The organism is Rhizobium skierniewicense Ch11 (genome assembly GCF_023757665.1).
GTDB classification, from domain to species: domain Bacteria; phylum Pseudomonadota; class Alphaproteobacteria; order Rhizobiales; family Rhizobiaceae; genus Agrobacterium; species Agrobacterium skierniewicense.
Map to the genome: position 1 here is coordinate 396865 of NZ_RXPG01000009.1, position 23238 is coordinate 420102.

General features: G+C 57.7%; 20 protein-coding genes. 12 read left to right on the top strand and 8 right to left on the bottom strand.

Annotation, left to right across the window (positions count from 1 at the left end; translation table 11 throughout):
- Positions 1-2 precede the first annotated feature (2 nt).
- The 3 genes from EKM04_RS10370 (at position 3) to EKM04_RS10380 (ending at position 2202) form a co-directional block, all read left to right on the top strand.
- Positions 3-608, top strand: a complete 606-nt coding sequence (locus tag EKM04_RS10370) for a YqgE/AlgH family protein (RefSeq protein WP_174152279.1) — start codon at positions 3-5, stop codon at positions 606-608.
- Positions 609-703: 95 nt separating this feature from the next.
- Positions 704-895 (top strand): CsbD family protein, encoded by a 192-nt coding sequence (locus tag EKM04_RS10375; protein ID WP_174152280.1) that lies wholly within the window; start codon positions 704-706, stop codon positions 893-895.
- Positions 896-1056: 161 nt separating this feature from the next.
- The gene (locus EKM04_RS10380; RefSeq protein WP_183894324.1) at positions 1057-2202 is read left to right on the top strand and encodes a zinc-binding metallopeptidase family protein; all 1146 of its coding nucleotides are present in this window, start codon (positions 1057-1059) and stop codon (positions 2200-2202) included.
- On the opposite strand, the gene EKM04_RS10385 is transcribed toward EKM04_RS10380, so the two are convergent.
- The 4 genes from EKM04_RS10385 to thrC all read right to left on the bottom strand — a co-directional run bounded on the left by EKM04_RS10385 (position 2181) and on the right by thrC (position 8448).
- Positions 2181-5024, bottom strand: a complete 2844-nt coding sequence (locus EKM04_RS10385) for an EAL domain-containing protein (RefSeq protein ID WP_412762953.1) — start codon at positions 5022-5024, stop codon at positions 2181-2183. The two genes, EKM04_RS10380 and EKM04_RS10385, sit on opposite strands and share 22 nt — an antisense overlap.
- Positions 5025-5097: 73 nt before the next feature.
- Complete coding sequence (locus EKM04_RS10390; RefSeq protein WP_174152282.1) at positions 5098-5688, bottom strand: GNAT family N-acetyltransferase; 591 nt, start codon at positions 5686-5688, stop codon at positions 5098-5100.
- A 47-nt stretch (positions 5689-5735) separates the two neighbouring features.
- Positions 5736-7031 carry a M16 family metallopeptidase gene (locus EKM04_RS10395; RefSeq protein WP_183894326.1) on the bottom strand — a complete coding sequence of 432 codons (1296 nt, stop codon included), beginning with the start codon at positions 7029-7031 and terminating at the stop codon, positions 5736-5738.
- 16 nt (positions 7032-7047) lie between these two features.
- Positions 7048-8448, bottom strand: coding sequence for a threonine synthase (thrC, locus tag EKM04_RS10400; RefSeq protein ID WP_183894328.1), 1401 nt, complete (start codon positions 8446-8448; stop codon positions 7048-7050).
- Between the two features lie 229 nt (positions 8449-8677).
- On the opposite strand from thrC, the gene EKM04_RS10405 reads away from it, so the two are divergent.
- Positions 8678-9232 carry a PilZ domain-containing protein gene (locus EKM04_RS10405; protein ID WP_178111499.1) on the top strand — a complete coding sequence of 185 codons (555 nt, stop codon included), beginning with the start codon at positions 8678-8680 and terminating at the stop codon, positions 9230-9232.
- Positions 9233-9370: 138 nt separating this feature from the next.
- Here the strand turns inward: EKM04_RS10405 and EKM04_RS10410 are convergent, their stop codons facing one another.
- Complete coding sequence (locus EKM04_RS10410; RefSeq protein ID WP_174152285.1) at positions 9371-10060, bottom strand: HAD family hydrolase; 690 nt, start codon at positions 10058-10060, stop codon at positions 9371-9373.
- 162 nt (positions 10061-10222) lie between these two features.
- Here EKM04_RS10410 and EKM04_RS10415 point away from each other — a divergent pair, with 162 nt between their 5' ends.
- From EKM04_RS10415 to EKM04_RS10425, 3 genes are all read left to right on the top strand, one after another.
- Positions 10223-10903, top strand: coding sequence for a GntR family transcriptional regulator (locus EKM04_RS10415; RefSeq protein WP_183894331.1), 681 nt, complete (start codon positions 10223-10225; stop codon positions 10901-10903).
- 179 nt (positions 10904-11082) lie between these two features.
- The gene (locus tag EKM04_RS10420) at positions 11083-11661 is read left to right on the top strand and encodes a biotin transporter BioY (protein ID WP_174152287.1); all 579 of its coding nucleotides are present in this window, start codon (positions 11083-11085) and stop codon (positions 11659-11661) included.
- On the top strand, positions 11658-12104 hold the full coding sequence (locus EKM04_RS10425) for a DUF1284 domain-containing protein (RefSeq protein WP_174152288.1): 447 nt from the start codon (positions 11658-11660) through the stop codon (positions 12102-12104). The genes EKM04_RS10420 and EKM04_RS10425 overlap by 4 nt, the downstream gene beginning before the upstream one ends.
- On the opposite strand, the gene EKM04_RS10430 is transcribed toward EKM04_RS10425, so the two are convergent.
- Complete coding sequence (locus EKM04_RS10430) at positions 12094-13176, bottom strand: hypothetical protein (RefSeq protein WP_183894333.1); 1083 nt, start codon at positions 13174-13176, stop codon at positions 12094-12096. The genes EKM04_RS10425 and EKM04_RS10430 overlap by 11 nt on opposite strands.
- Positions 13177-13542: 366 nt before the next feature.
- On the opposite strand from EKM04_RS10430, the gene EKM04_RS10435 reads away from it, so the two are divergent.
- Positions 13543-14688 (top strand): site-specific DNA-methyltransferase, encoded by a 1146-nt coding sequence (locus EKM04_RS10435; protein WP_174152290.1) that lies wholly within the window; start codon positions 13543-13545, stop codon positions 14686-14688.
- Between the two features lie 407 nt (positions 14689-15095).
- On the opposite strand, the gene EKM04_RS10440 is transcribed toward EKM04_RS10435, so the two are convergent.
- Together EKM04_RS10440 and mutY are read right to left on the bottom strand one after the other, a co-directional pair.
- On the bottom strand, positions 15096-15707 hold the full coding sequence (locus EKM04_RS10440) for an HAD family hydrolase (protein ID WP_183894335.1): 612 nt from the start codon (positions 15705-15707) through the stop codon (positions 15096-15098).
- Positions 15707-16807: an A/G-specific adenine glycosylase gene (gene mutY, locus EKM04_RS10445; protein WP_412762950.1), complete on the bottom strand. Its 1101-nt coding sequence runs from the start codon at positions 16805-16807 to the stop codon at positions 15707-15709. The genes EKM04_RS10440 and mutY overlap by 1 nt, the downstream gene beginning before the upstream one ends.
- A 72-nt stretch (positions 16808-16879) precedes the next feature.
- On the opposite strand from mutY, the gene EKM04_RS10450 reads away from it, so the two are divergent.
- The 4 genes from EKM04_RS10450 to EKM04_RS10465 all read left to right on the top strand — a co-directional run.
- On the top strand, positions 16880-17389 hold the full coding sequence (locus tag EKM04_RS10450) for a DUF721 domain-containing protein (protein WP_183894337.1): 510 nt from the start codon (positions 16880-16882) through the stop codon (positions 17387-17389).
- A gap of 136 nt (positions 17390-17525) precedes the next feature.
- The gene (locus EKM04_RS10455; protein ID WP_174152293.1) at positions 17526-18206 is read left to right on the top strand and encodes a DsbA family protein; all 681 of its coding nucleotides are present in this window, start codon (positions 17526-17528) and stop codon (positions 18204-18206) included.
- 71 nt (positions 18207-18277) lie between these two features.
- Positions 18278-21742, top strand: a complete 3465-nt coding sequence (smc, locus tag EKM04_RS10460) for a chromosome segregation protein SMC (RefSeq protein ID WP_183894339.1) — start codon at positions 18278-18280, stop codon at positions 21740-21742.
- A gap of 359 nt (positions 21743-22101) precedes the next feature.
- Positions 22102-23238: HAMP domain-containing methyl-accepting chemotaxis protein (locus EKM04_RS10465; protein ID WP_252094054.1), on the top strand; the 1137-nt coding region annotated here is incomplete at its 3' end.

Consider the following 23238-nt stretch of genomic DNA (forward strand, 5'->3'; position numbering starts at 1 on the left):
TGGTGACGTTTTCGACCCTTTTGAACAAGAGAGAAAGAGGCTTTCTGGATGGCCACTTTCTCATCGCAATGCCGGGGCTGGAGGGTGGGGCTTTCGAGCGTTCCGTTGTCTATATCTGCGCGCACTCCGATGCGGGTGCCATGGGCTTCATCATCAATCGGAGCCAGCAGATCACCTTCACCGACCTGCTTCTGCATTTGAAGATGATGAACCAGACCGACGCCATCATGCTGCCCACCCAGACCCGCGATTTTCCCGTTCAATGCGGCGGTCCTGTGGAAGCAGGTCGCGGCTTTGTCCTGCACTCGGATGACTACAGCAGCGAGTCCAGCATTCCCGTCAGTGATGATATCTCCTTGACATCGACCCTGGATATCGTGCGCGCCATTTCCAGCGGGCAGGGGCCGGACCGGGCCACCATGTTGTTGGGGTATGCGGGTTGGGGTGCTGGTCAGTTGGAAAACGAAATGGCCAGCAATGGGTGGTTGAACTGCCCTGCGTCCGAAGAGCTGATCTTTGATCGAACGCTGGACAACAAATACGAACGCGCACTGGGGCTTCTTGGCGTCGATCCTAGAATGCTCTCGGCGCAAGCGGGGCATGCTTGAGGAATTTAAAATTTAGCGGAACTAAAATTTAACTGATGACGTTTTTACACCGGTTGCCAGCACCAAGTCTGGTTTAAAAACTAGGGAGAAGCATCATGGGTAGCATGTCTGATAAAGTCGCTGGCAAGGCCAATGAAATCGCTGGCAAGGTAAAGCAGGGCATTGGCTCTGCAACAGACAACGACCGTCTGGAAGCTGAAGGCGCAGCGCAGGAAACAAAGGGCAAGATTCAGTCCACGACCGGTAAAGCCAAGGACGCCGTAAAGGGCGCAGTTGACCGGGCCTAACCATTTGACGGGTTGACGTTATCGTCGGCCATAAACCTCGAAGCGCATGTGTTGTTGCCGACACGTGCGCTTTTTCATCTCTATCAAACCGTTCGCAACACTGAACTGTCCTGTGACCTCAATTGGGAGGCCTCCGGCTCAGTATTTTTTAGGAGCAGGAAATGCAGCTATTCTCATGCGCGGCCTGTGGGCAGGTTGTCCATTTCGACAATCGTTCCTGCGTCAACTGCGGGCATCGTCTGGTTTTTGTACCTCAGACACTCACCATGGAGGCGATCGAGCCTGCCGGCGATCCAAACTGGTCTTTGGTGGCAAATCCCGCGCGCCAGATCCGGTTTTGCGCCAATGAGGTGAACGACATCTGCAATTGGTCCGTGCCTGCGGAAAGCAACAGCAATTTTTGTCCCGCTTGCAGCCATAACAGGCTGGTGCCGGACGTCTCGAAAGAAGAGGGCGTGGAGCAGTGGCGTCGGTTGAGCCAGGCGCAGCGCCACCTGTTTTATTCCATGCTGCGTCTCGGTCTGCCGCATCCCAACCGCGACGTCGATCCGCAAGGTGGTCTCGTCTTTGACTTTCTTGTGGATGAGGTTGCGGCTGACGGTTCGATCATTCCGGCCATGACCGGCCACGACGAGGGGCTGATCGCCATCCGCGCCGCAGAATCGGACGATGCGACGCGTGAGCAGATCAAAAGCAATATGAACGAGCCATACCGCACCATGCTCGGCCATTTCCGCCACGAGGTCGGCCACTTCATCTGGAACAAGCTGGTGCGCGATGCCGACAGGCTGGATGCGTGCCGTGCGGTGTTCGGAGATGACCGCGCCGACTACGGCGAAGCCCTGAAGCGGAACTATGATCAGGGCCCGCAGCTCGGCTGGCAGCAAAGCTTCATCAGTTCCTATGCTTCGGTTCATCCGTGGGAAGATTTTGCGGAATGCTTTGCGCATTACCTGCATATCGTCGATACGCTGGAAACAGCGCATGCCTTTGGTATCGCCATCGAGCCGGAAGGACATGAAGAGCTGGAGGCCGATGTCAGCTTCGATCCCTATCGTGCCCGCAGTGCCAAACAGCTGGTCAGCGCGTGGATACCATTGAGTGTCGCCCTCAATTCCATGCAGCGCAGCATGGGAGAGGCGGATCTGTACCCGTTCGTGCTGACGCCAGCAGTGGTCGATAAACTCGAATTCATGCACCAGCTTCTGCACGGACAAATCCCGGCACAGCAGCAGAACGAGATACACTCACAAGCCCAGCCGCCACAGCAGCCAGCCGACCAAAATCAGGCTCTTTTCACAACCTGATAGCGCTCTTTCAAAAGCCGAAGCGCCGCATCCGGCGTATCCGGCGTGCCAAACAGGAAGCTTTGCCCGTAATGACAGTTCATGCGGGCAAGCTCTGCGGCGTCCTCAGGTGTCTCTATACCCTCGGCAACCACCTGCATGTCCAGAGCACGCGCCATGGCGATGATGGAGCGCAGCAGCACATTTCGCTTGTCGCTGGTGTTGGCGACCAACGCCTTGTCCAGCTTGATCGTGTCGAACGGAAAACGCGTGAGATAGGCAAGCGACGAGTAACCCGTGCCGAAATCATCAAGAGCGAGGCTGAGGCCCGTTTCCTTCAGCTTCGCCAGCACCAGCCGCGCCTGTTCAGGGTTCTCCATGACGATGGATTCGGTCAACTCCAGCTTCAGCTGTTTAGGGTTGCAGCGGGTCCGCTGCAACATGCTGCGGACATCATTGTAGAGTTCGTTGTTCAAAAGCTGGGCGCTGGAAATATTCACCGATATGAAGATCGGCAGCTTGTCGATGGCATGCTGCCAGTCCATCAGATCATTCGCCGCGCGCTCCAGCGCAAACATACCCAAGGGTTCGATAAGCCCCGAAGCCTCGGCTATCGGGATGAATTCGCTTGGCGGTATGGCGCCGCGCTTGGGGTGCTCCCAGCGCATCAGCGCCTCAAAACCGGCCAGATCGCCATTGTCGAGCTTGATGATCGGCTGGTAGGCGAGCGACAGTTCCTTGCGCTCGATCGCACGGCGCAGATCGCTCTCCATTTGCAAGCGGTCGGTGCCGGACGTCCGGAAAGCGGGACGAAAGGGCTCGACCCGGTTGCCACCAGCGCGCTTGGCCCGGTACATGGCAAGCTCTGCGTCGCTCAAAAGACCGGCGGCATTCTCCTGCTGGTCGATCCATGACACCAGGCCGATGGATGCGGTCAAGACGATTTCGCGATTGGCGAAGTTGATCGGGACCATGATGGCCTTGTTCACCGCCTCGGCAAAATCAGCAACACGCTGCGGGTCGCGCTCCGACACCAGAATGAGACCGAACTCGTCGCCAGAAAGACGTGCGAGCGTATCCTGTGGTTTCAGCAGACGTCGCAGACGGCGGGTCAGCGCGATCAGAATATTGTCACCAGCGGCAATGCCCAGCGTGTCGTTGACCAGCTTGTAACGGTCAATATCGATGGCCATCACCGTCGGGCGAACGGTTTCGCCTTCCGGCGCGAGGTTGAGCACCGATTGCAGGCGGTCGAGAAAGACCTGACGGTTTGGAAGACCGGTCAGATTGTCGCTCAACGCATCCTGCAACAGCCGCTCGATGGAGTTCTTCTGTTCGGTAATATCGGTGATGGTCCCGACGCAACGGATGATTTCGCCGTTTGAGCCCAGCACGGGTCGCGCGCGAATTTGCAGCCAGTGGAAATGCCCGTCTTCGGCCCGGATGCGGAATTCGTGGTTGAGGCGTCCCTTGCGATGATCAAGCAGGACGTCGAGCGTCGCCTTGAAGCGGTCGCGGTCATCGGGATGCAGACGCGGAATCCAGTTTCGTGCAGCACCATGCATGGTGCCGGGGTTCAGTCCGAGCCTGACAGAAACATCGGGCGTTGTGACGATACGGTCACGCGTTACGTCCCAGTCCCAAACGGTGTCACCGCTTCCGGTCAACGCAAGCGATTGCCGCTCTAGATCCGAAAACAGGCCCTGCTGGTAAGCGCTGCCCGCAAAGGCATGCTGAATAACGGTAAAGCCGATCAAGAGCACGATCAGCACAAGTCCACCGCCAAGGGCAGGTTGTACAATGTCGTTGTCCAGTTGCCCAGTGACCGTCAGCCAGCTTCCAAACAGCCAGACCAGAATGAGGGCCCAGGATGGCACCAGCAAAATGGCACGGTCATAACGGTTGAATCCGAGATAGATGATCAGCACCAGCCCTGCGGTCGCCGTGAGCGCAAAGGAAAGCCGGGCAATGCCCGACGCTATGGAAGGATCATAAATGGCGACGCCAAACAGCGCACCGAGCCCGATGATCCACGCAAATGTCGCATAACCCAGATGCGCGTGCCATCGGTTCAGGTTCAGATAGGTAAACAGGAAGACCACGAAACTGGAAGCGAGCGCCACCTCGGCACCCGCGCGCCATATTCGCACGTCGCTGGACGTCACGGTAATCAGCTTTTCCAGAAAGCCAAAATCCACGCAGATATAGGCAAGAACCGCCCAGGACAGTGCTGCCGATGCGGGCAGAACGGAGGTGCCTCTGACAACGAAGAGAATGGTGAGGAGAACGGCGAGAAGACCGGCAATCCCAAGGACGATGCCGCGATACAGCGTGAAAGCGTTGATTGTGTCCTTGTAGGCTTCCGGTTCCCACAGATAGATTTGCGGCAATTGCGGCGTGGAAAGTTCCGCCACGAAGGTGATGACGGCGCCGGGGTTCAGTGTGATGCGAAACACATCGGCGTCAGGGCTCGGCTGCCGGTCCAGCGCAAAGCCTTCGCTTGGAGTGATCGCGATGATGCGTTGCGAACCGAGATCGGGCCAGAAAAGCTTGGAATTTACCAGACGGAAATGCGGCGCGACAATCACGCGTTCCAACTGCTCTTCGGACACGTTGGCAAGTGCAAAGACCGCCCAGTCGCCCTGATGTGTGGGCGAAGAGGCCCGCACCTCGATGCGCCGTCGAATGCCGTCCGGGCCGGGAGCGGTGGAGACCTGGAAGGCCTCTCCCTGATTGGCATGGATATCGGTCGTCGCGGTCAGGTCCAGTGCGGTGTCGTCGCGGGAGATTTTCACGGGCTCGAAGGCGTGGGCTTGTGCGGCAAAAAACACGCAGACAAGCATCAGGGGCAAAAAGCGCGCTGCGGCCACAAAACGTCCAACGAGGCGCGACGCAAGGCTTATATATCTCATCAATCTACTGCGTCCCGCCGGGATTTTGCTTGTCGGTGATGAGGGAGAACATGAGGTGGTCCCGCCACTCGCCGTTTATTTTCAGATATTCCCGCAAGAGACCTTCCTGCTGAAACCCGGCGTTTTCAAGCAGCCGTATGCTTTTGAAGTTCTCTGGAATACAGGCTGCCTCAATACGGTGCAACTGAAGTCCGTTGAAGATATAGGGTATTACCAGCTTTAATGCGGCAGACATATGGCCTTGGGCTGCATATGGCTGTCCCATCCAGTATCCGATCATGCAGCTTTGCGCCGCACCCCGGCGGATATGGCCAATGGTGATACCGCCGAGAAGCACTTGCTGGCTATTGAACAGAAGAAGAGACACCGCCATTCCCGAGGAAAACTCCTGGGAATTTCGCGTTACACGCACCCGGTAGGAACTTTCTGTCAACTCATCGCTGCGCCATGTCGGCTCCCATGGTTGCAGGAACTGTCGGCTTTCCGAACGCAACTGATACCATTGTCGGTAATCAGAATAGCGCGGCAATCTCAGCAGATAATCGGCATTGCGAAGTTCCGGTGTATCGCTGTTGCGGGAAAGGAAACGCAGCATGTAAGGTCAGACCTCATCCACTTGCCACGGATACTTGCCGCTAGGCGTTAGCCGTTTGCCATTTTGATGGACGGCGTTGCGGAAAGCTCTGCCGTGATATCCGAAAGCGGCAAGAGGTTTTCCAACGGGCCGATGGCGGATAACGTCGGAACTGTATCGAAAAACAGACGTCCTGCAAGATCGGTCAATCGTCCGGTCGTGATATCCCCCAGGCGCTGCATCATTTCGTCATTCGGAATAGGCCTGCCGTAGAGCATCATCTGCCTTGCGATCTGTCCGGCGCGCGCCGCAGGGCTTTCCTGACCCATCAAAAGCTGGGCTCGGATCTGCGCCCGGGCACGATCGATTTCTTCCTGATGAATGGTCTGCGATGATTTGCGAAGTTCGTCGATAATCACGGGAACCAGTTCCGGCAGGTCGCTACTGCCGGTAGCGGCGTGAATCCCGAAGATGCCGGTATCGGAAAAGCCCCAATGGAACGCATAGACCGAATAGCAAAGGCCGCGATATTCACGCACTTCCTGGAAAAGCCGCGAAGACATGCCGCCGCCGAGAATATTGGCGAGGATCTGCGAACAGTAGAAGTCGCGTGCGTGGTAGGCCTTGCCCTCGAAACCGAGAAGCACCTGAGCATCCATCAAATCGCGTGTCTCACGGATCTCGCCACCGGTGTAGATGGCTTGCTCCATGACCGGCGTTGCGGCTGGCATCTGTGGCAGGCCAGCGAAACGCTCCTCGACCTGCTTGACGAAACGATCATGATCCACCGCACCCGCAGCCACCACGAAGATACGGTCAGTCGTATAATTGCGGGCGAGATAATGGCGGATCTGACCAGTCGTGAAGGACTGCACGGTATTGGGCGTGCCCAGAATGGGTCGGCCAATGGTTTGATCGCGATAGGCGACGCCGGAAAAATTGTCGAACAGCACGTCGTCGGGCGTGTCTGTGGCGGCCCCGATTTCCTGCAGAATAACGTTTTTTTCCCGTTCCAGCTCCGCCTCATCGAAAGCGGATTCCGTCAGGATATCGGCAAGGATATCGACGGCGAGTGGAACATGGTCTTTCAGAACGCGGGCATAATAGGATGTCGTCTCTGTCGATGTCGCAGCATTGACCTCGCCACCGACATTTTCGATCTGCTCGGCGATCTGCCTGGCTGTACGCCGCGCGGTGCCCTTGAATGCCATGTGCTCAAGCAGATGCGCGATGCCATGCTCGTCATCGGTCTCGTTGCGGGAACCGGACTTGATCCACACTCCGAGCGCAACGCTTTCCAAATGCGGCATTTTTTCCGTAACAACGGTCAACCCGGACGAAAGCCGGGTTACATTTACACTCATATCACGTCTTTCCGCGTCACTCACTCTTGGCACGAGCGTGCTTGCCGATGAAAGTTTCCACGGCGTTCAGCTCAGCATCCAGAATGTCGAAACGCTCCTCCCGGTTCATCAGATCAGCAAGCCATACTGGAAGGGCAGGATCGATTTCGCAAGCAGATTTTACAGCGGCCGGAAATTTCGCTGGATGCGCAGTGGCCAATGTCACCATAGGAGTGCTTGATTTTTCGTGCTTTTTCGCAACGAAGACAGCGGATGCCGTGTGCGGGTCCAACAGGTAACCCGTCTCGGCCAGCGTGTCTCTGATCGTCGCCGCAACCTGCTTTTCCGTGGCCCGACCGGCGCGGAAATCACGCTTGATCATCTTCATCGCCTTATCGGAAATCTCGAAAGCGCCCGATTGCTTCAAGCCGTCCATGGAGCGTTTGACGGCGCTGGCATCGCGATCATAGGCTTCAAACAGAAGGCGTTCGAAGTTGGACGAAATCTGAATGTCCATTGAAGGAGATGTCGTTGCGTGCACGCCGCGCATCTCATAGCGGCCCGTCTTCAGCGTACGCGCCAGAATGTCGTTGTCATTGGTCGCAATCACCAGCTTGTCGATCGGCAGGCCCATCTGCTTGGCGACGTAGCCCGCGAAAATGTCGCCGAAATTGCCGGTCGGAACCGTAAACGATACCTTGCGGTCCGGTCCACCCAGCGAAAGCGACGCGGTAAAGTAATAGACCACCTGCGCCATGATGCGCGCCCAGTTGATGGAGTTCACGCCCGAAAGCTTGACGCTATCGCGGAACTTTACATCGTTGAACATGTCTTTGACGAGGTTCTGGCAATCATCGAAATTGCCGTGGACGGCAACGGCATGCACATTGGACGCCGTGGAACTGGTCATCTGGCGCTGCTGCACCGGCGATACCTTGCCATGCGGAAAGAGGATGAAGATGTCGGTCCGCTCACGGCCCGCAAAAGCGTCGATGGCGGCACCGCCGGTATCACCAGAGGTCGCGCCGACAATGGTCGCGCGTTCATTGCGCTGCGTCAGCGTATAATCCATCAACCGGGCGATGAGCTGCATCGCCACGTCCTTGAAGGCGAGGGTGGTGCCGTGAAAAAGTTCGAGAATAAAGGAGTTCGGCCCGGTCTGCACCAAAGGGACGACAGCAGGATGCCGAAACGTGGCGTAGGCGTCATCGATCATGGAACGGAACGTCTCTGCCGGAATCTCGCCGCCGGTGAAGCGGTAGAGAACCTCGAAGGCGACCTCCTGATAGGATTTTCCGCGAAGCGCCCGGATTTCCTTTTTCGACATCGTCGGCCATTTGCGGGGAACGTACAATCCGCCATCACGCGCCAGACCCGCCAATAGCGCGTCGGAAAAACCCAGCGATGGGGCGCTGCCCCTGGTCGATACATATTCCACGAGAGTGTCCCTTGTCGTCAGCAGCCTATCCGTCGGAAACTCGAAATTGGAGGGTTCCAAAAGCAATTTGCAAAATTCCAGCAAATCCGAACGCAACCAATCGATTTTTTCCAGCGCCGCTGCTATAGACCATCGCCGACAGGCACGAAAGGCCAATAAATGGGTTCTCTGGTCCTGTATCGGGATAGTTTTTGAAGGGTTGAACAGAGTGACAGGGAATATTTTGCGTTTGTCCGCTACGATATCGCTGCTAGCGGTGCTTGCAGGTTGCAACTCTTCCAATCCGTCGGATTCGATGTCGGTGAATCCACCGGCAGCTCAAGCGGTGGCGCCCGTCGTCCAGGCCAATTGCCCCACCATCACCATTCTCGACGGCACCGCCGTTCGCCGCGTCTACGCGGGCGGCGCAAAGGACGATGCATCCAAGCTCGTCTACCAGGCCTCGCTGTCCGACACGACCCGCTCTTGCAGCATGAGCGAGGCTACGCTGACGGTCAATGTTCTCGCCCAGGGCCGCCTCGTTCCCGGCCCGCTTTCCAAGCCGGGCCGCATCACCCTCCCGATCCGCGTGACGGTGAAGGACGGCGACGGCGAGATCTTTTCGCAGGTCACCAACTTCCCGGTCGACCTTCCAGCCGGTGACGCTGGCACGCAATTCATTTTCAACAACCCGAACGTCGCCATTCCCAACGCCCCGGGCGGTGCATCGCGCCAGACGAACGTGTTCATCTCATTCGATGAAGGCGGTGCACAGGCCGGTTCGAAAAAAGGTCGGCGCGGTTAAGTTTTCTCAGAGAAGGTTGGTTGGTGTCTAAAGCCCTGCGGCTTTGCGCAGCGTCTTAATCATCCGGCCTTGCCGCCTTTTCCGCTTTCCCGGAAGCGAGCGCTGCGGCAAAACCTCTCTCACAGGTCACACGTCTGTTCACGCCACGCCAGCCCACTCGGACAGCGCTTCGATCGTTGCAGGCAGGTCCTGCATGCGGGCAATCACTGTCTCTGCACCGGCATCCGTCAGCCGGTCTGCGTGGCTGGGGTAGGTGTGCGAGGCGCCGGTGAAGCCGATGACGCGCATGCCCGCCGCTCTGGCGCCGGTGATGCCGTGCACGGAGTCTTCCACCACAACCACGCGGTCCGGCGAGATGTTGAACTGCTGTGCGCCATGCAGGAAGATGTCGGGCTTCGGCTTGACGCGATCGGCACCCAGATCCTTGGCGGAATAGATATGACCTTCGAAATATGGCTTGAGGCCGACCTTGGTCAGCATCATGTCCAGCCGGGCGCTGGAGGAATTGGAGCATATGCAGCGTGGCAGCGTCAGGCGCGAAAGCGCTGTCTTCACACCCTCGATGACCTTCACGTCGCGCTCGAGCCGTGCATCCAGAAGCTTCTCGGATTTCTCCAGAAGAGAGGCGGACAGCGGAATGCTGGCTTCGCGTTCCACTTCCAGCAGAATGTTCTTCCACGTCATGCCGGAAAAGCGCTCACCCATTTCCTCGGTCGAAATAGGGTAGCCCGCGTCTGTCAGCAGGCGCGATTCGACTTGGGCCGCGATGATTTCGGAATCGACGAGAACGCCGTCACAGTCGAAAATGATGAGGTCAAAGCCGCTCATGGGCTCTCCTTAGCGATTGGATATGAAGGAAAGGATCGTTATCGGATTGTTGGGGCGCTTTTAGACCAAATGGCTTGTAAGCTCAACCGATGCCACTGCACACGAGCTTTGCACGCGCTGTGCCTTGCTCGACAAGTCTCAAGCCGCACTTTATGTCACATTATGGCCAAAACTCCGAAGATGAAACCCGAAGACACCATCGCCGCTAAGATCAGCCGCAGATTGGCGGACCGCATTGTGCGCGGCGAGCTGGCGCCAGGAGAGCGGTTGCGACAGGATCATGTCGCCGAGGAATTCGGTGCCTCGCATGTGCCCGTGCGCGAGGCGTTTCGCCGTCTGGAAGCGCAAGGACTTGCCGTCAGTATTCCGCGCCGTGGTGTAAGGGTTGCGGATTTCGGTTTGGGCGATGTTCAGGAGGTGGCCGAGATGCGGGCGGCACTGGAAGTGCTGGCGCTTCGCCACGCCATTCCCAACCTGACGACCGCTATCCTGGATGAGGCTGAAGCGGCGACACTGGCTGGCGACAGAGCGATGGATGTCCGGCAATGGGAGGAGGCCAACCGCCGTTTTCACCGGCTCATTACCGCACCCTGCAACATGCCGAGATTGATGGACACCATCGATGGTCTCCACGCCGCAAGCGCCCGCTTTCTGTTTTCCGCTTGGCGGGCGGGGTGGGAGCGACGGACCGACACGGACCACCGCGCCATTATTGACGCCCTGCGCGGCAACCGGGCGGAAGAGGCAACCCGCATTCTGGACGGGCACGTTCAGTGGATCGGCCGAACGGCGATCCGCACGCCAACGGGATCGACCCGCGACGCTTTTGCGATTGTCGGATAAATTATAGATAATTTAAAATCACCCTATCGATTTGATTTTGAAAGATTTTTGTCAAATCTGCCCACATGGGGCGATGTCCGCACCGTGAATGGAGAAGCTCTTGTCTGGATTTAAAAGTATTTTGGGGTATCAATTGTGTCGTTGCTAAAAGATTATCTATAATTTTAGAAGGAGACATCATGACAACACATATTCGCAGCGCCTATCCAGGCTTTCTCGATCTTTCGTCAAGATCCGTCGTCCAGCAGGCTTTGTTCGTTGTTGCCGGAACATTGGTGTTGGCACTGGCCTCTAAAACTGCTGTGCCGATGGTGCCCGTGCCGATCACCATGCAGACGTTTGCGATCACGATGATCGGTGCTCTCTACGGCTGGCGTCTCGGTACGTTGACTGTGCTTGCCTGGTTGGGACAGGCCCTGCTCGGACTTCCGGTTCTGGCGGGGTCATCGTCCGGCCTTATGCCTTTTGTCGGACCGACTGCCGGCTACCTCGTTTCTTTTCCAATCATGGCAGCGCTAGTCGGCTTCTTGACGGAAAAAGCGATCAACGGTCATCGCCCCTTCGCCGGCTTCCTGCTCCACTTAGGCGCAAATGTGCTGGGTCTTGCCCTCGGCTGGGCATGGCTGGCAGGTCTGTTGGGTGCTGAAAAAGCCTGGATTGCAGGCGTTGCCCCCTTCATTCTCGGCGCTGTGCTGAAATCCGCTCTTGCCGCTGCGGTTCTGAAGCTTCTGGCGCCGCGTAAAGAGGTTACCCGTTGACGGTTCGTCTCAGGGCGCATCACCTGCTCTGCATGCTGACCTATGTCGGTAAAGGCTATACGCCTGGCTTCACGGTCAATTATGACCGTGTTGCCAAACGACTGAGTGGCGGCGAAGAGATCGAAATCGTGTCCGGCCCGGATGACATCTGTGCGCCGCTGCTCAACGACGAAACCGCGCACTGCTTCAGAGCCAGCGTCAACACGCGCGATGCGAACGCTCTGTCCGTCGTAACGGAGTGGTTGGGCGAAACATTTGAAATCGGGAGCCGCATCAAGCCTGATAAGGCTTTCATTGAAAAGCTTCGATCCGGTTTCCAGCAAGGGTCCTTGCGCACCGCCTGCTCGGGCTGCGAATGGATGGGTCTTTGCGACCGCGTTTCCGCGTCGAATTTCTGCGGCGTGAAGGTCGCGCCGCAGACGACCGCTGGGGTCAGTCGGTGATGTTGATTTCCGTGCGCTCTGCGGCTTTGACCGTCGCGTTTACTTCTTTAGGCTCACGCCTGGTTTTGTCGTCATAGGTTACCCTCACGGAATAGTTTCCGGGATGCAGGGTTTCCTGATGCGTGGTGCCATAACGGCCTGAGATTTCCTTCTGCGTGCCTTGCAGATCTTTCGTTGTTTCCACGATGTCGATTCGCTGGGCATCCTTGGCTTTTACCGCCAGAACGCCAGCATCGAGGTTGACGGTCACAGTGGTCCGCTGGCCCGCAGTCACGCTGAACGGTGTTTCCACCACAACCTTGCCCAGACGCGCGCGCATGACGAAGGAGCCAGCAGGCATCTGCATCAATTTGCCGGGACCATAGGTGCCAGTCATGGTTTCGCGGGTACCATCGATGGTTTCGTCCGTGGACACGGTCTCAAAGCGAATATTGTCTGTTTCAACGGCGCGCCCGCCATCCTTGTAGACAGCGTTGGCAATCACGACGCCGCTGGGAATGATGAGGTCGTGGCTGATCGTCTCGCCCGCTTTCACGACCACCGTGTCTTCGGCTCTGGCGGGGCCGATGCGACCTTCAAGCTTAAGCTCGCCGGCCGGAGCGTATGTTTCCTTGGCGCCATAGATGCTGTCGCTGAACGTTCCCTGCTTGATGTCGACGCGGGCTTGCGGCTCGGCTTCCTTGCTGTCTTTGCTGCGCTTGGGGACAACGGTCAATTGCGCGGCGTCGAACACGACATTCACCTGCGCAACCGACCCATCCTTGATCTCGACGGGAATGTTGCGGGTGATGTTGCCAAGGCTTGCCACCGCCACATATTTGCCCACCGGGATTTTTTCCTCGAATGTCGCGTCATAGGCGCCGCCGACATTTTCTTCGCTCGCGTTGCCGGTGCTGTCGGCCTTGTAGAAATCCCACCGCACCTTGTCGCTATCGCCAAGGGATGGCCCGCCCGTGACGAGCATCGCATCCGTCTTGACGTTGATCTGTGGTTTTGGAGCCGGTGTCGTCGCGCTCTGCGCAAAGGCCGTGCTGGCAAAAAGTGTGGAAACGATCATGATGGAAACGCGCATTCTGAAATTACCCCTGCGACCCTTAACCCTGGCTCCATCATATAGATGGCGCACAAAATTCCGAAATCACAACGTTAAAAGTGACGTTTGGTTCCATGACTCACTCATGAATCACATCACAGCGTCAAAAATGCTCCAAAGTCTTGGGTGTGACACCATCCAGGGGAGTACTCGCCTCGCGATATTTCATGATGATGAGACGGACAGCTGAAGCAATGCTTAACCATGGCCACCCCCGTTTATTCCGCAGTAAGCGAATTTTTTTACACACTTAACGCGTTTTTCGCCCCGCGTTCAGCCTTTGATAACCAACTTCGGTAACCATAAGGCTCAGTTGAGTTGAGTCAGTGTATGGAGCGAGTACCAATGGCATCAGTGTTTCCGCTGGCCGATTTTCGGCGTGCCGGTTTTGATCTTGCAGGTGAGAGCGATGCCTGGAAAGACAGCATCATCAAGGGTGATTGCGTCGCCGCGCTCGAGGCACTCCCCAGCCAGTCGGTCGATGCGATTTTCGCTGATCCGCCGTATAATCTTCAGCTCGGTGGCACGCTTCACCGCCCGGACCAGTCGCTGGTCGATGCCGTCGATAATGATTGGGACCAGTTCGCCTCCTTCGAGGCATACGACGCCTTTACCCGCGCCTGGCTTCTGGCCTGCCGACGTGTGCTCAAGCCTAACGGCACGATCTGGGTCATCGGCTCCTACCACAATATCTATCGCGTCGGCTCCATTCTTCAGGACATGAATTTCTGGATCCTGAACGATATCGTCTGGCGCAAGACAAATCCGATGCCGAACTTCAAGGGTCGCCGGTTCCAGAACGCGCATGAAACGATGATCTGGGCCAGCCGTGACGCCAAGGCGAAAAGCTACACCTTTAACTACGAAGCACTGAAGGCCTCCAACGATGATGTGCAGATGCGGTCCGACTGGCTGTTTCCGATCTGCAGCGGCGGAGAGCGCCTGAAGGGCGATGACGGCAAGAAGGTTCATCCCACCCAGAAGCCGGAAGCCCTGCTGGCACGCGTCATCATGGCGTCGACCAAGCCGGGTGATGTGGTGCTCGACCCCTTTTTCGGCTCCGGCACCACGGGTGCGGTGGCCAAGCGTCTGGGCCGTCATTTCGTCGGCATCGAGCGCGAGCAGGACTATATCGATGCGGCCTCTGCACGTATCGCCGCCGTCGAGCCTCTCGGCAAGGCTGAACTCACGGTTATGACCGGCAAGAAGTCAGAGCCGCGCGTTGCGTTCAACGTGCTCCTCGAAAGCGGTCTGGTTCGTCCCGGTCAGGTCTTGACGGATGCGAAACGCCGCTACAGCGCCATCATCCGTGCCGATGGAACAGTTGCATCCGGCGGCACTGCTGGCTCCATCCATCGCCTCGGCGCCAAGGTGCAAGGGCTGGATGCCTGCAACGGCTGGACCTTCTGGCACTTCGAAGATGGTGAGGCTCTCAAGCCGATCGACGATCTGAGAACTCTGATCCGCAATGAAATGGCAAAGGCCGGATAAAGCGATCCACCGCTTTGCCCTTGTCAATCGCTGGCGATTTTTATCGCCAAGGATACTTCATCCGGTTTTAGTACCTTCAGTCCCGGGTGAAGAGCAACAGCCGTCCGGCGTTCCCTGAGCGCCGGACGGCTGTGTATTTGCTATTAATCATAACAGAATTTTCTTAAATATATCAATTGCATGGCAAGCCTGGAGCAAGTATGGCTCTCTAGCTAGTGTGTCCAAGGGAGCCACAAGCAAGCCGCCAGTGGATCTGCCTGGATGTCAGAGATGATGTCGCAAAGGCAAGGTCCAGAAAAACAAGGGCAGCAACTTTCCCGATTATGAGATTTACAAATCTGGCCGTTCGCGGTCGGACTGGTGCAGGTAGAAGACCGCCATTTTCGCCTGCACCAGACATTCTCGTTTCAGAAACTGACGCCATACGTGGCCAAATTCGCTTTCAACTGATCAGCACCGGTAAAATGCACCGCCTGCCATCCGGCGGCTTTCGCGCCTTCCACATTGGGAGGCGAATCGTCGATGAAAAGGCTGCTGGCAGGGTCGAGGCCAAAAGTCCTTGCGTGCAATTCATAGATCGCCACATCTGGCTTGATCAGGCCGACATCGCCTGACACCGTCACGCCGCGTGACCACGTCAAGAAAGGATACATTTTCTGCGCTTCGCGGAAGGTATCCGAGGCGAAGTTGGTGAGCATCGTCACGTCGTATCCGCTGTCGATCAGGGCTTTCAGAATGGCCACTGATTCCTCGTATGCGTGCGATACCATTTCATGCCAGTGCAGACGAAAGGCGCGGATCGTCTCTTCGTGATCGGGATAGTCTCGCAAAAGCAGAGCTTCGGCGTCGTCCCATGTGCGGCCGCGGTCCTGCTCCAGGTTCCAATCATTGGTGCACACGTTTCCGAAGAACCACACCCGTTCCTGCTCATCTGGAATAAGGCGGCTGTAGGGAATATTCGGATCGTAGTGGATCAGAACTTTGCCGATATCGAAAACGATATGGTTGATATTGGTCATCAAGTCTTCCTGCTTTTATTGAAGGCCAACGGAACAGCCTGCTCGATCGCTTTTTTCATCACGGTCGGCAGCGCTTGCGCATCGAGATTTGTGATCGGCTCCCACCATTCGTCATTGGCCCCGAAAGGTATGCTGCCGGAAACTCTGGCACGGAAAATGGAAAGTCTAAGCTCGAAGTGGGTAAACACGTGCACAATTGTGCCGGCTGCCTCCCAGTCCGCATCAAAGGGCGCGTGCTCGGTGTCTGTGCCACCATCGATACGTGCCGTCCACGCTGTCGTGGGCACCTCGGTCATGCCGCCGAGAAGCCCTGTTTCGGTGCGGCGACGCAGCAAAATCTCGCCCGTGTTATTCACGGCAACGAAGGCCGCTCCCACGCGTACCGGTTTATCCTTCTTGGCAGCCTTTACCGGAAAACGTTCCGGTTCATCGTGGTCCAGCGCCTGGCAATGGCTGTTGTAAGGACAGAGCGCGCAGGCCGGACGCTTCGGCGTACAGATCGTTGCCCCGAGGTCCATCATCGCTTGCGCGAAATCACCCGGACGGTTAGCCGGGGTTATCTCGGCCACCTTCGCCCGCATAGCCCCCTTGGAGCCGGGCAGGGGGGCGTCGATGCAAAACAGGCGGGAAATCACGCGCTCGACATTGCCGTCCAGCACCGCTGCCTGACGGTTGAAGGCGATTGCGGCAATCGCTGCTGCCGTGTAATCGCCGATGCCGGGCAGGGCTTTCAATCCCTCTTCGGTATCGGGAAACACGCCGCCATGCGCGTTCGCCACCGCTTCGGCGCATTTCTTCAGATTGCGCGCGCGCGCATAATATCCAAGCCCCGCCCAGGCAGCCATCACGTCCTCGCTGGGTGCGGCTGCCAAATCCTCCACCCTTGGCCACTGTGCCAGAAACTTGGCAAAGTAGGGCTTTACCGCCTGAACGGTGGTCTGTTGCAGCATCACCTCGGACAGCCAGACATGATACGGATTGGCGCGCAAACCCTTTGCCGTCATGGGTGGAGAGGTACGCCACGGGAGGTCTCGGTGGTGCCTGTCGTACCACGCCAGCAGCATCTCCGCATAAGGCGGGTTTTCAATTTTCTGAAGCATGGTTTGCTGTGGCCCTCATATTGCGCCTATACTTGGTTCATTCATCTCAGCCAATCAAGCCGCGAGTTCAAAATGAAAAAGCCCCGCAAAGGCGTTATCCAGATTGCCGAAATCGCAAACGGCATCATTGATCCGGTTTTGGCTAAACGTGCGGGAATCAGCACGTCGCTGCTCGGTTCATGGGACGAAATTGCCGGCGCCGACTTCGCCGATTGCACCCGCCCGGAAAAGATCACATGGCCGCGCCGCGACGAGGGGCCGGATCGTGGCGGCTATCAGGCAGGTGTCCTCACGATTGCTTGTGAAGGTGCTCGCGCCCTGTTCCTCACCCATGCGCAGGGCGAATTGATTGCCCGCATCAATGGCTTCTTCGGCTTTCCGGCGGTGCGCCAGATCAGGATCGTGCAGAAGCCGGTGTCGCAAACGCTCAATCGCCGCCCCAAGCCGCAGCCTCTGCGCGGCGATGCCGCAAAAAGGCTGGAGGGCATGATGGAGGGCATCGAGAGCGAGGCTCTGCGCAAGGCGGTGGAGCGTCTGGGGACCGCTGTTTTACAAAAGCGGGTGCGGCGTGGCACGATTTGACGCAGGCTTGAGCCCACACGGTCCTTGACTGGTCACAATTCTTTGACAAGAAGAGAAGAAATGGCCGCTTGTTCTCTAAAAGCGGTCGCTATATCGCAATTGTAGACAACTCCAGTCTTTCACAAACAGGTGCTAGATGCATTTTCCAGACGTCACTCTTTCTCGCCGCAGCCTTCTGGGCGGTGTCGCTCTAGCCGCAGTGGTCGCTGCCCTGCCATTCGCACTGACACCAGGTTCCGCCTTTGCGCAGGACTTGCCCCAGTCTACGGGTGATGTGGATATGGATGCGGTCATGAAGCCCGGCCCGCTGCCGGATCGTGGCGTCGGTGACCCGAATGCGAAGGTAAAGATCGTCGAATACATGTCGATGACCTGCCCGCACTGCGCACATTTCCACAATACGACGTTTGATGAAATCAAGAAGAAGTACATCGACACCGGCAAGGTTTACTTCGTCATCCGCGAATTCCCGTTCGATCCGCGTGCTGCTGCAGCCTTCATGCTGGCCCGTTGCGCGCCCGAACAGCAGTATTACCCGTTCGTTTCCATGCTGTTCAAACAGCAGCAGAGCTGGGCAACGGCGCAGGACGCACGTGCCGCGCTGCTGCAAATGTCGAAACTGGCAGGTTTTTCACAGGAGACATTCGAGGCCTGCTTGACGAACCAGAAGCTTCTGGATGATGTGAACGCAACGATGCAACGCGGTGCGACGGAATTCGGCGTCAATTCGACCCCGACCTTCATCATCAACGGAAAGCGCTACGCTGGAGACATGTCTGTGGAAAATATGTCGGCCCTCGTCGACAGCCTTCTCTAAACGACGTTACCGGATCAAAACGGGCGACGGTTACCTCCGTGCGCCCGTTTTTTTGTTCTCGGGGCAGCAGCATGAAGTTTAACAAGCTGCGCCTGCTTGGCTTCAAATCCTTTGTGGAGCCGTCCGAGTTTATCATCGAGCCAGGCCTGACCGGCGTCGTCGGACCCAATGGCTGCGGCAAGTCCAACCTTGTCGAGGCGCTCCGCTGGGTGATGGGCGAAAACTCCTACAAGAACATGCGCGCATCCGGCATGGATGACGTGATCTTTTCCGGTTCAGGCAATCGCCCCGCCCGCAATACCGCCGAAGTCGGCCTCTATCTCGACAATTCAGACCGCACCGCGCCTGCCGCGTTCAACGATGCCGATGAAATTCAGGTCACGCGTCGTATCGAGCGCGAAAATGGCTCGGTCTACCGTATCAACGGCAAGGAAGCTCGCGCCAAGGATGTGCAGCTTCTGTTTGCCGATGCCTCCACCGGCGCACGCTCGCCCTCCATGGTGGGGCAGGGGCGGATCGGGGAACTCATCAACGCCAAGCCCCAGGCGCGTCGTCAGTTGCTGGAAGAAGCGGCAGGCATTTCCGGTCTCCATTCGCGCCGCCATGAGGCGGAACTGCGCCTGCGTGCTGCCGAAACCAATCTGGAACGTCTGGAAGATGTAACGGCGCAATTGGAAAGCCAGATCGAAAGCCTGAAACGACAGGCGCGTCAGGCCAACCGCTTCAAGATGCTGTCGGCGGATATCCGCGCTCGCGAAGCGACATTGCTGCATATCCGCTGGGTGGAGGCCAAGCAGTCCGAAGCAGAGGCGGAAAGCGCCCTCAATCAGGCGACGAATGTGGTCGCTGAAAGGGCGCAGGCCCAGATGGAAGCCGCCAAAGCGCAAGGCCTTGCCAGCTTCAAGCTGCCGGAACTGCGTGAAAACGAAGCGAAGGTCGCCGCGGCTCTACAGCGCCTGCAAATCGCTCGAACGCAACTGGATGAAGAAACCAACCGCATCCTGCGCCGCCGCGACGAGCTTGCCCGACGCTTGGCGCAATTGGGGGAGGATATCGGGCGCGAAGAGCGAATGGTCTCCGACAATTCCGAAATCCTGGCGCGGCTGGATACGGAAGAGGCTGAAATCCTCGACATTCTCTCTGATTCGGGTCGTCACGCCGAGGAAACGCGTGAGGCTTTCGAGCAAGCCACGTCGAAACTCACCGAGAGTGAACGCGTTTTTGCAGCATTGACGGCGGAACGTGCGGAAGCCGCCGCCGCCCGTACGCAGTTGGAGCGCACCATTCGCGATCTCTCCGACCGCAAGGCGCGCGCGGAGCGTCAGGCATCGGAAGCCGCGGCCGAAATCGATAATATCGATGAAAAGCTCTCCGGTCTGCCTGACCCGTCCGAAAAACGGGAAACCGTGGAAGCTGCCGAGATCGCTGTCGAAGACGCGTTGATCGTGGTGGAGGAGGCGGAATCGGCGGTTGCCGAGGCGCGCTCTGTGGAAGCCATGGCGCGTGGCCCGGTCGATGTGGCACGCACCCGTCTCAACGGGCTGGAAACCGAAGCGCGCACCATTTCAAAAATGCTGGATGCCGGTGCGGTATCGGGCTCGTTTACGCCGGTGGCGGAACAGTTGACGGTGGATCGCGGTTTCGAGGCTGCTCTTGGCGCGGCCCTGGGTGATGACCTCGAAAGTCCGCTCGACGCGGCCGCTCCCGCATACTGGGTCATCAATGGCAACGACGGTGCCGACCCGGCCCTGCCAGAAGGCATTGCATCGCTGCTTTCGCATGTCGCAGGTCCGGATGCACTGAGACGCGCCCTTCGCCAGACGGGTCTTGTTTCGAGCGTCGACGAAGCCAAGCGTGTGATGCCAGCACTGAAACCCGGCCAGCGCCTCGTAACAAAAGATGGCGCGCTTTTCCGCTGGGATGGCCATATCACCAGCGCCGACGCTCCTGGCAATGCAGCACTCAGGCTTGCCCAGAAAAACCGTCTGAGCGAGTTGGAGGGTGAAGTCGACGAGGCGCGCTACGCTCTGGAGGAAGCCGAAGATCAGCTTGCCGCCAGCGCAGACGGCATTCGTATGGTGGAAAGTCAGCTCGCGGACGCACGGGAACGAAGCCGTCTTGCCTCACGCCAGCTGGTTGAAGCACGGGACGCCCTTTCGATGGCTGAGCGCGCCTCCGGCGATCTCCTGCGCCGCCGCGATGTCGTGTCTGAAGCCATCAACCAGATCAGTGGCCAGATAGAGGACATCTCCGCTCAGGAAGAAGACGCCCGCATCGAACTGGAGGACGCGGCCGACCTCTCCGATCTTGATCTGCGCCTGCGCGAGAGCCAACTGGACGTCGCGACCGACCGTAGCCTTTTGGCTGAAGCGCGCGCCCGGCATGAAGGCCTGAACCGGGAAGCGGAGGCTCGCCAGCGCCGCATCAATGCCATTGCACAGGAGCGCGCCACCTGGCAGGCGCGCGCGGCAAGCGCCAGCGGCCATATCGCCACGCTGCGCGAACGCGAGGACGAAGCCCGCGATGAGCTTGCCGCACTCGACATCGCGCCGGAAGAATTCGATGAGAAGCGCCGTGATCTCCTCACGCAATTGCAAAAGACCGAGGCAGCGCGACGCGACGCGGCAGACCAACTGGTCGAGGCGGAAAACCTGCAACGAGAGGCAGACCGCGCGGCCACCATTGCCCTGTCAGCATTGGCGGAGGCGCGTGAAAAGCGCGGACGCGCCGAGGAGCGGCTCGTTTCCGCCCGAGAAAAACGTCAGGAAAGCGAACACCGCATCCGTGAAGCGCTGAATGTTGAGCCTCATATGGCATTCCGACTGACGGGACTTGGAGCTGATACGCCAATGCCCGACATACGCGATGTCGAGCGCGATCTGGACCGGTTGAAGATCGAGCGGGAGCGCTTGGGCGCAGTCAACCTGCGTGCTGATGAAGAGCAGGCCGAACTATCGGAAAAGCTGGCAGCACTGATCAAGGAACGCGACGACATCATCGATGCGGTGCGAAAGCTTCGCGCAGGCATTCACAATCTCAACCGCGAAGGCCGCGAGCGTCTGGTTGCGGCCTTCGACATCGTCAACACGCAGTTCCAGCGGCTGTTCACACACCTTTTCGGTGGCGGCACGGCGGAGCTGCAATTGATCGAGTCAGATGATCCACTGGAAGCCGGCCTGGAAATTCTTGCTCGCCCGCCCGGCAAGAAGCCGCAAACCATGACGCTTCTCTCAGGTGGCGAGCAGGCTTTGACGGCAATGGCGCTGATCTTTGCCGTCTTCCTCACCAACCCGGCGCCGATCTGCGTGCTGGACGAGGTGGACGCCCCGCTGGATGACCACAATGTCGAGCGTTACTGCAATCTGATGGACGAGATGGTGGCATCCACCGAAACCCGCTTCGTCATCATCACCCACAACCCCATCACCATGGCCCGCATGAACCGCCTGTTCGGCGTCACCATGGCCGAACAGGGTGTGTCGCAACTCGTTTCCGTCGATCTGCAGATGGCGGAACGGTTGATCGAGACTGCTTGATCTGTCGTTAATCGACTTTTCACGGTGCCACAACAATAAAGACGAATTCCTCTGGTGCTTTTTGAGGGGAAAGCCTTCCTATTCCTCTAGCAAGGCGAAGCGTTGCCTTATAGTTTCTCCCCTCGGTTGGTTTTCGCAAGCCGACGATGAAATATTATGCACCTTCTGATGTATATCTTCTCATAAATCGGTCATCAACAAAGACGTTACGCGAATTTTGCTTAATTTATAAGCATATATGTGTTTTTTCATGGCCTGTTAATGCTTTTAGATCACCTTCCGATGGCGAATTTTCCTATCGCCGGACAGTATTCGGGCCATCCGATCTACGCGGAGATGTTTCGTTCAAGAGGATTTCCATGTCTATTCGGTCCAAACTCCTGTCGTGCATATTCTTCCTTGTTGCCATTCTGGCTGTGACGTCCCTGTTTTCTCTTTATGCGCTGAATGAAGAAGCAAGGCTTTTGCGCAGCATTGTTGCCGACCGTGTCGTGCCGATGGCGCAGCTCAAATCCATTTCCGATGATTATGCGGTCAAGATTGTCGATACCATCCACAAGGTCAGTGGCGGCGCGCTGACCAACGAGCAGGGTATCCAGAATATTCGCGGCGCCATGCAAAGTATCGAAACATCCTGGCGTGATTACACGGCGACCTATCTCACGGTGGACGAGAAGCGCCTTGCGGATGAATTCCAAACCATGCGCCAGTCGGCTGATCAGAAAATTCAAGGAATCATCACGCTTTTGCAGGCGGGTAATCTGGAGGAGATCGGCAAGTTCGCCGATGGTCAGCTCTATCAGATCATCGATCCCCTCGGTGAATCCGTTTCAAAGCTTATCGAGATACAATTGACGGCGGCCAAAGACGGAATGGCCACAGGTGAAGACCTCAAAACCTTTATCCTCCATACTCTCGCTGTCCTCGGCGCCATTGCTTTGGCACTGGCAACCGTCTGCGTCCTCATCGTCATCCGCGGCGTCATCAAGCCCATTCAGCTCATGACAGGATCGATGTCATCGCTCGCATCCGGCAATGTCGATCTGGAAATACCCGGCGCAGATCGAAAGGACGAGATCGGGAAGATGGCGCAGAACGTCCTCATTTTCCGCAACAACGCTCTCGAGCGGATCCGTTTGGAACAGGAAGCCGATGCCAACCGCAGCCTGTCGGAGAAGGAACGGATCGCCCGCGAAGAGCAGAAGGCCAAAGAAGCCGCAGACACCAGCTTTGCCGTCGATCATCTGGCCGATGCGCTGTCGCGTCTGGCGGATGGCGAAGTGTCCTACCGCATCAGCCAGCCTTTTGTTCAGCATCTGGACGTGGTTCGCGCCAACTTCAACTCGTCTGCCGAAAAGCTGCAGTCTGCCCTCAACAGCGTGGCGGTCAATGCCCGTGGTATCGACGCCGGTGCCAATGAAATCCGCGCTGCCGCCGACGATCTGGCCAAGCGCACCGAACAGCAGGCCGCATCGGTGGAGGAAACCGCCGCCGCA

Excerpts from the sequence above, each read along its gene's own strand:
- EKM04_RS10375 (WP_174152280.1), top strand. The coding sequence starts at position 704 with ATGGGTAGCATGTCTGATAAAGTCGCTGGCAAGGCCAATGAAATCGCT.
- EKM04_RS10380 (WP_183894324.1), top strand. The coding sequence starts at position 1,057 with ATGCAGCTATTCTCATGCGCGGCCTGTGGGCAGGTTGTCCATTTCGAC.
- EKM04_RS10385 (WP_412762953.1), bottom strand. The coding sequence starts at position 5,024 with ATGCTTGTCTGCGTGTTTTTTGCCGCACAAGCCCACGCCTTCGAGCCC.
- EKM04_RS10390 (WP_174152282.1), bottom strand. The coding sequence starts at position 5,688 with ATGCTGCGTTTCCTTTCCCGCAACAGCGATACACCGGAACTTCGCAAT.
- EKM04_RS10395 (WP_183894326.1), bottom strand. The coding sequence starts at position 7,031 with ATGAGTGTAAATGTAACCCGGCTTTCGTCCGGGTTGACCGTTGTTACG.
- EKM04_RS10410 (WP_174152285.1), bottom strand. The coding sequence starts at position 10,060 with ATGAGCGGCTTTGACCTCATCATTTTCGACTGTGACGGCGTTCTCGTC.
- EKM04_RS10415 (WP_183894331.1), top strand. The coding sequence starts at position 10,223 with ATGGCCAAAACTCCGAAGATGAAACCCGAAGACACCATCGCCGCTAAG.
- EKM04_RS10420 (WP_174152287.1), top strand. The coding sequence starts at position 11,083 with ATGACAACACATATTCGCAGCGCCTATCCAGGCTTTCTCGATCTTTCG.
- EKM04_RS10430 (WP_183894333.1), bottom strand. The coding sequence starts at position 13,176 with ATGCGCGTTTCCATCATGATCGTTTCCACACTTTTTGCCAGCACGGCC.
- EKM04_RS10435 (WP_174152290.1), top strand. The coding sequence starts at position 13,543 with ATGGCATCAGTGTTTCCGCTGGCCGATTTTCGGCGTGCCGGTTTTGAT.
- EKM04_RS10440 (WP_183894335.1), bottom strand. The coding sequence starts at position 15,707 with ATGACCAATATCAACCATATCGTTTTCGATATCGGCAAAGTTCTGATC.
- mutY (WP_412762950.1), bottom strand. The coding sequence starts at position 16,807 with ATGCTTCAGAAAATTGAAAACCCGCCTTATGCGGAGATGCTGCTGGCG.
- EKM04_RS10450 (WP_183894337.1), top strand. The coding sequence starts at position 16,880 with ATGAAAAAGCCCCGCAAAGGCGTTATCCAGATTGCCGAAATCGCAAAC.
- EKM04_RS10455 (WP_174152293.1), top strand. The coding sequence starts at position 17,526 with ATGCATTTTCCAGACGTCACTCTTTCTCGCCGCAGCCTTCTGGGCGGT.
- smc (WP_183894339.1), top strand. The coding sequence starts at position 18,278 with ATGAAGTTTAACAAGCTGCGCCTGCTTGGCTTCAAATCCTTTGTGGAG.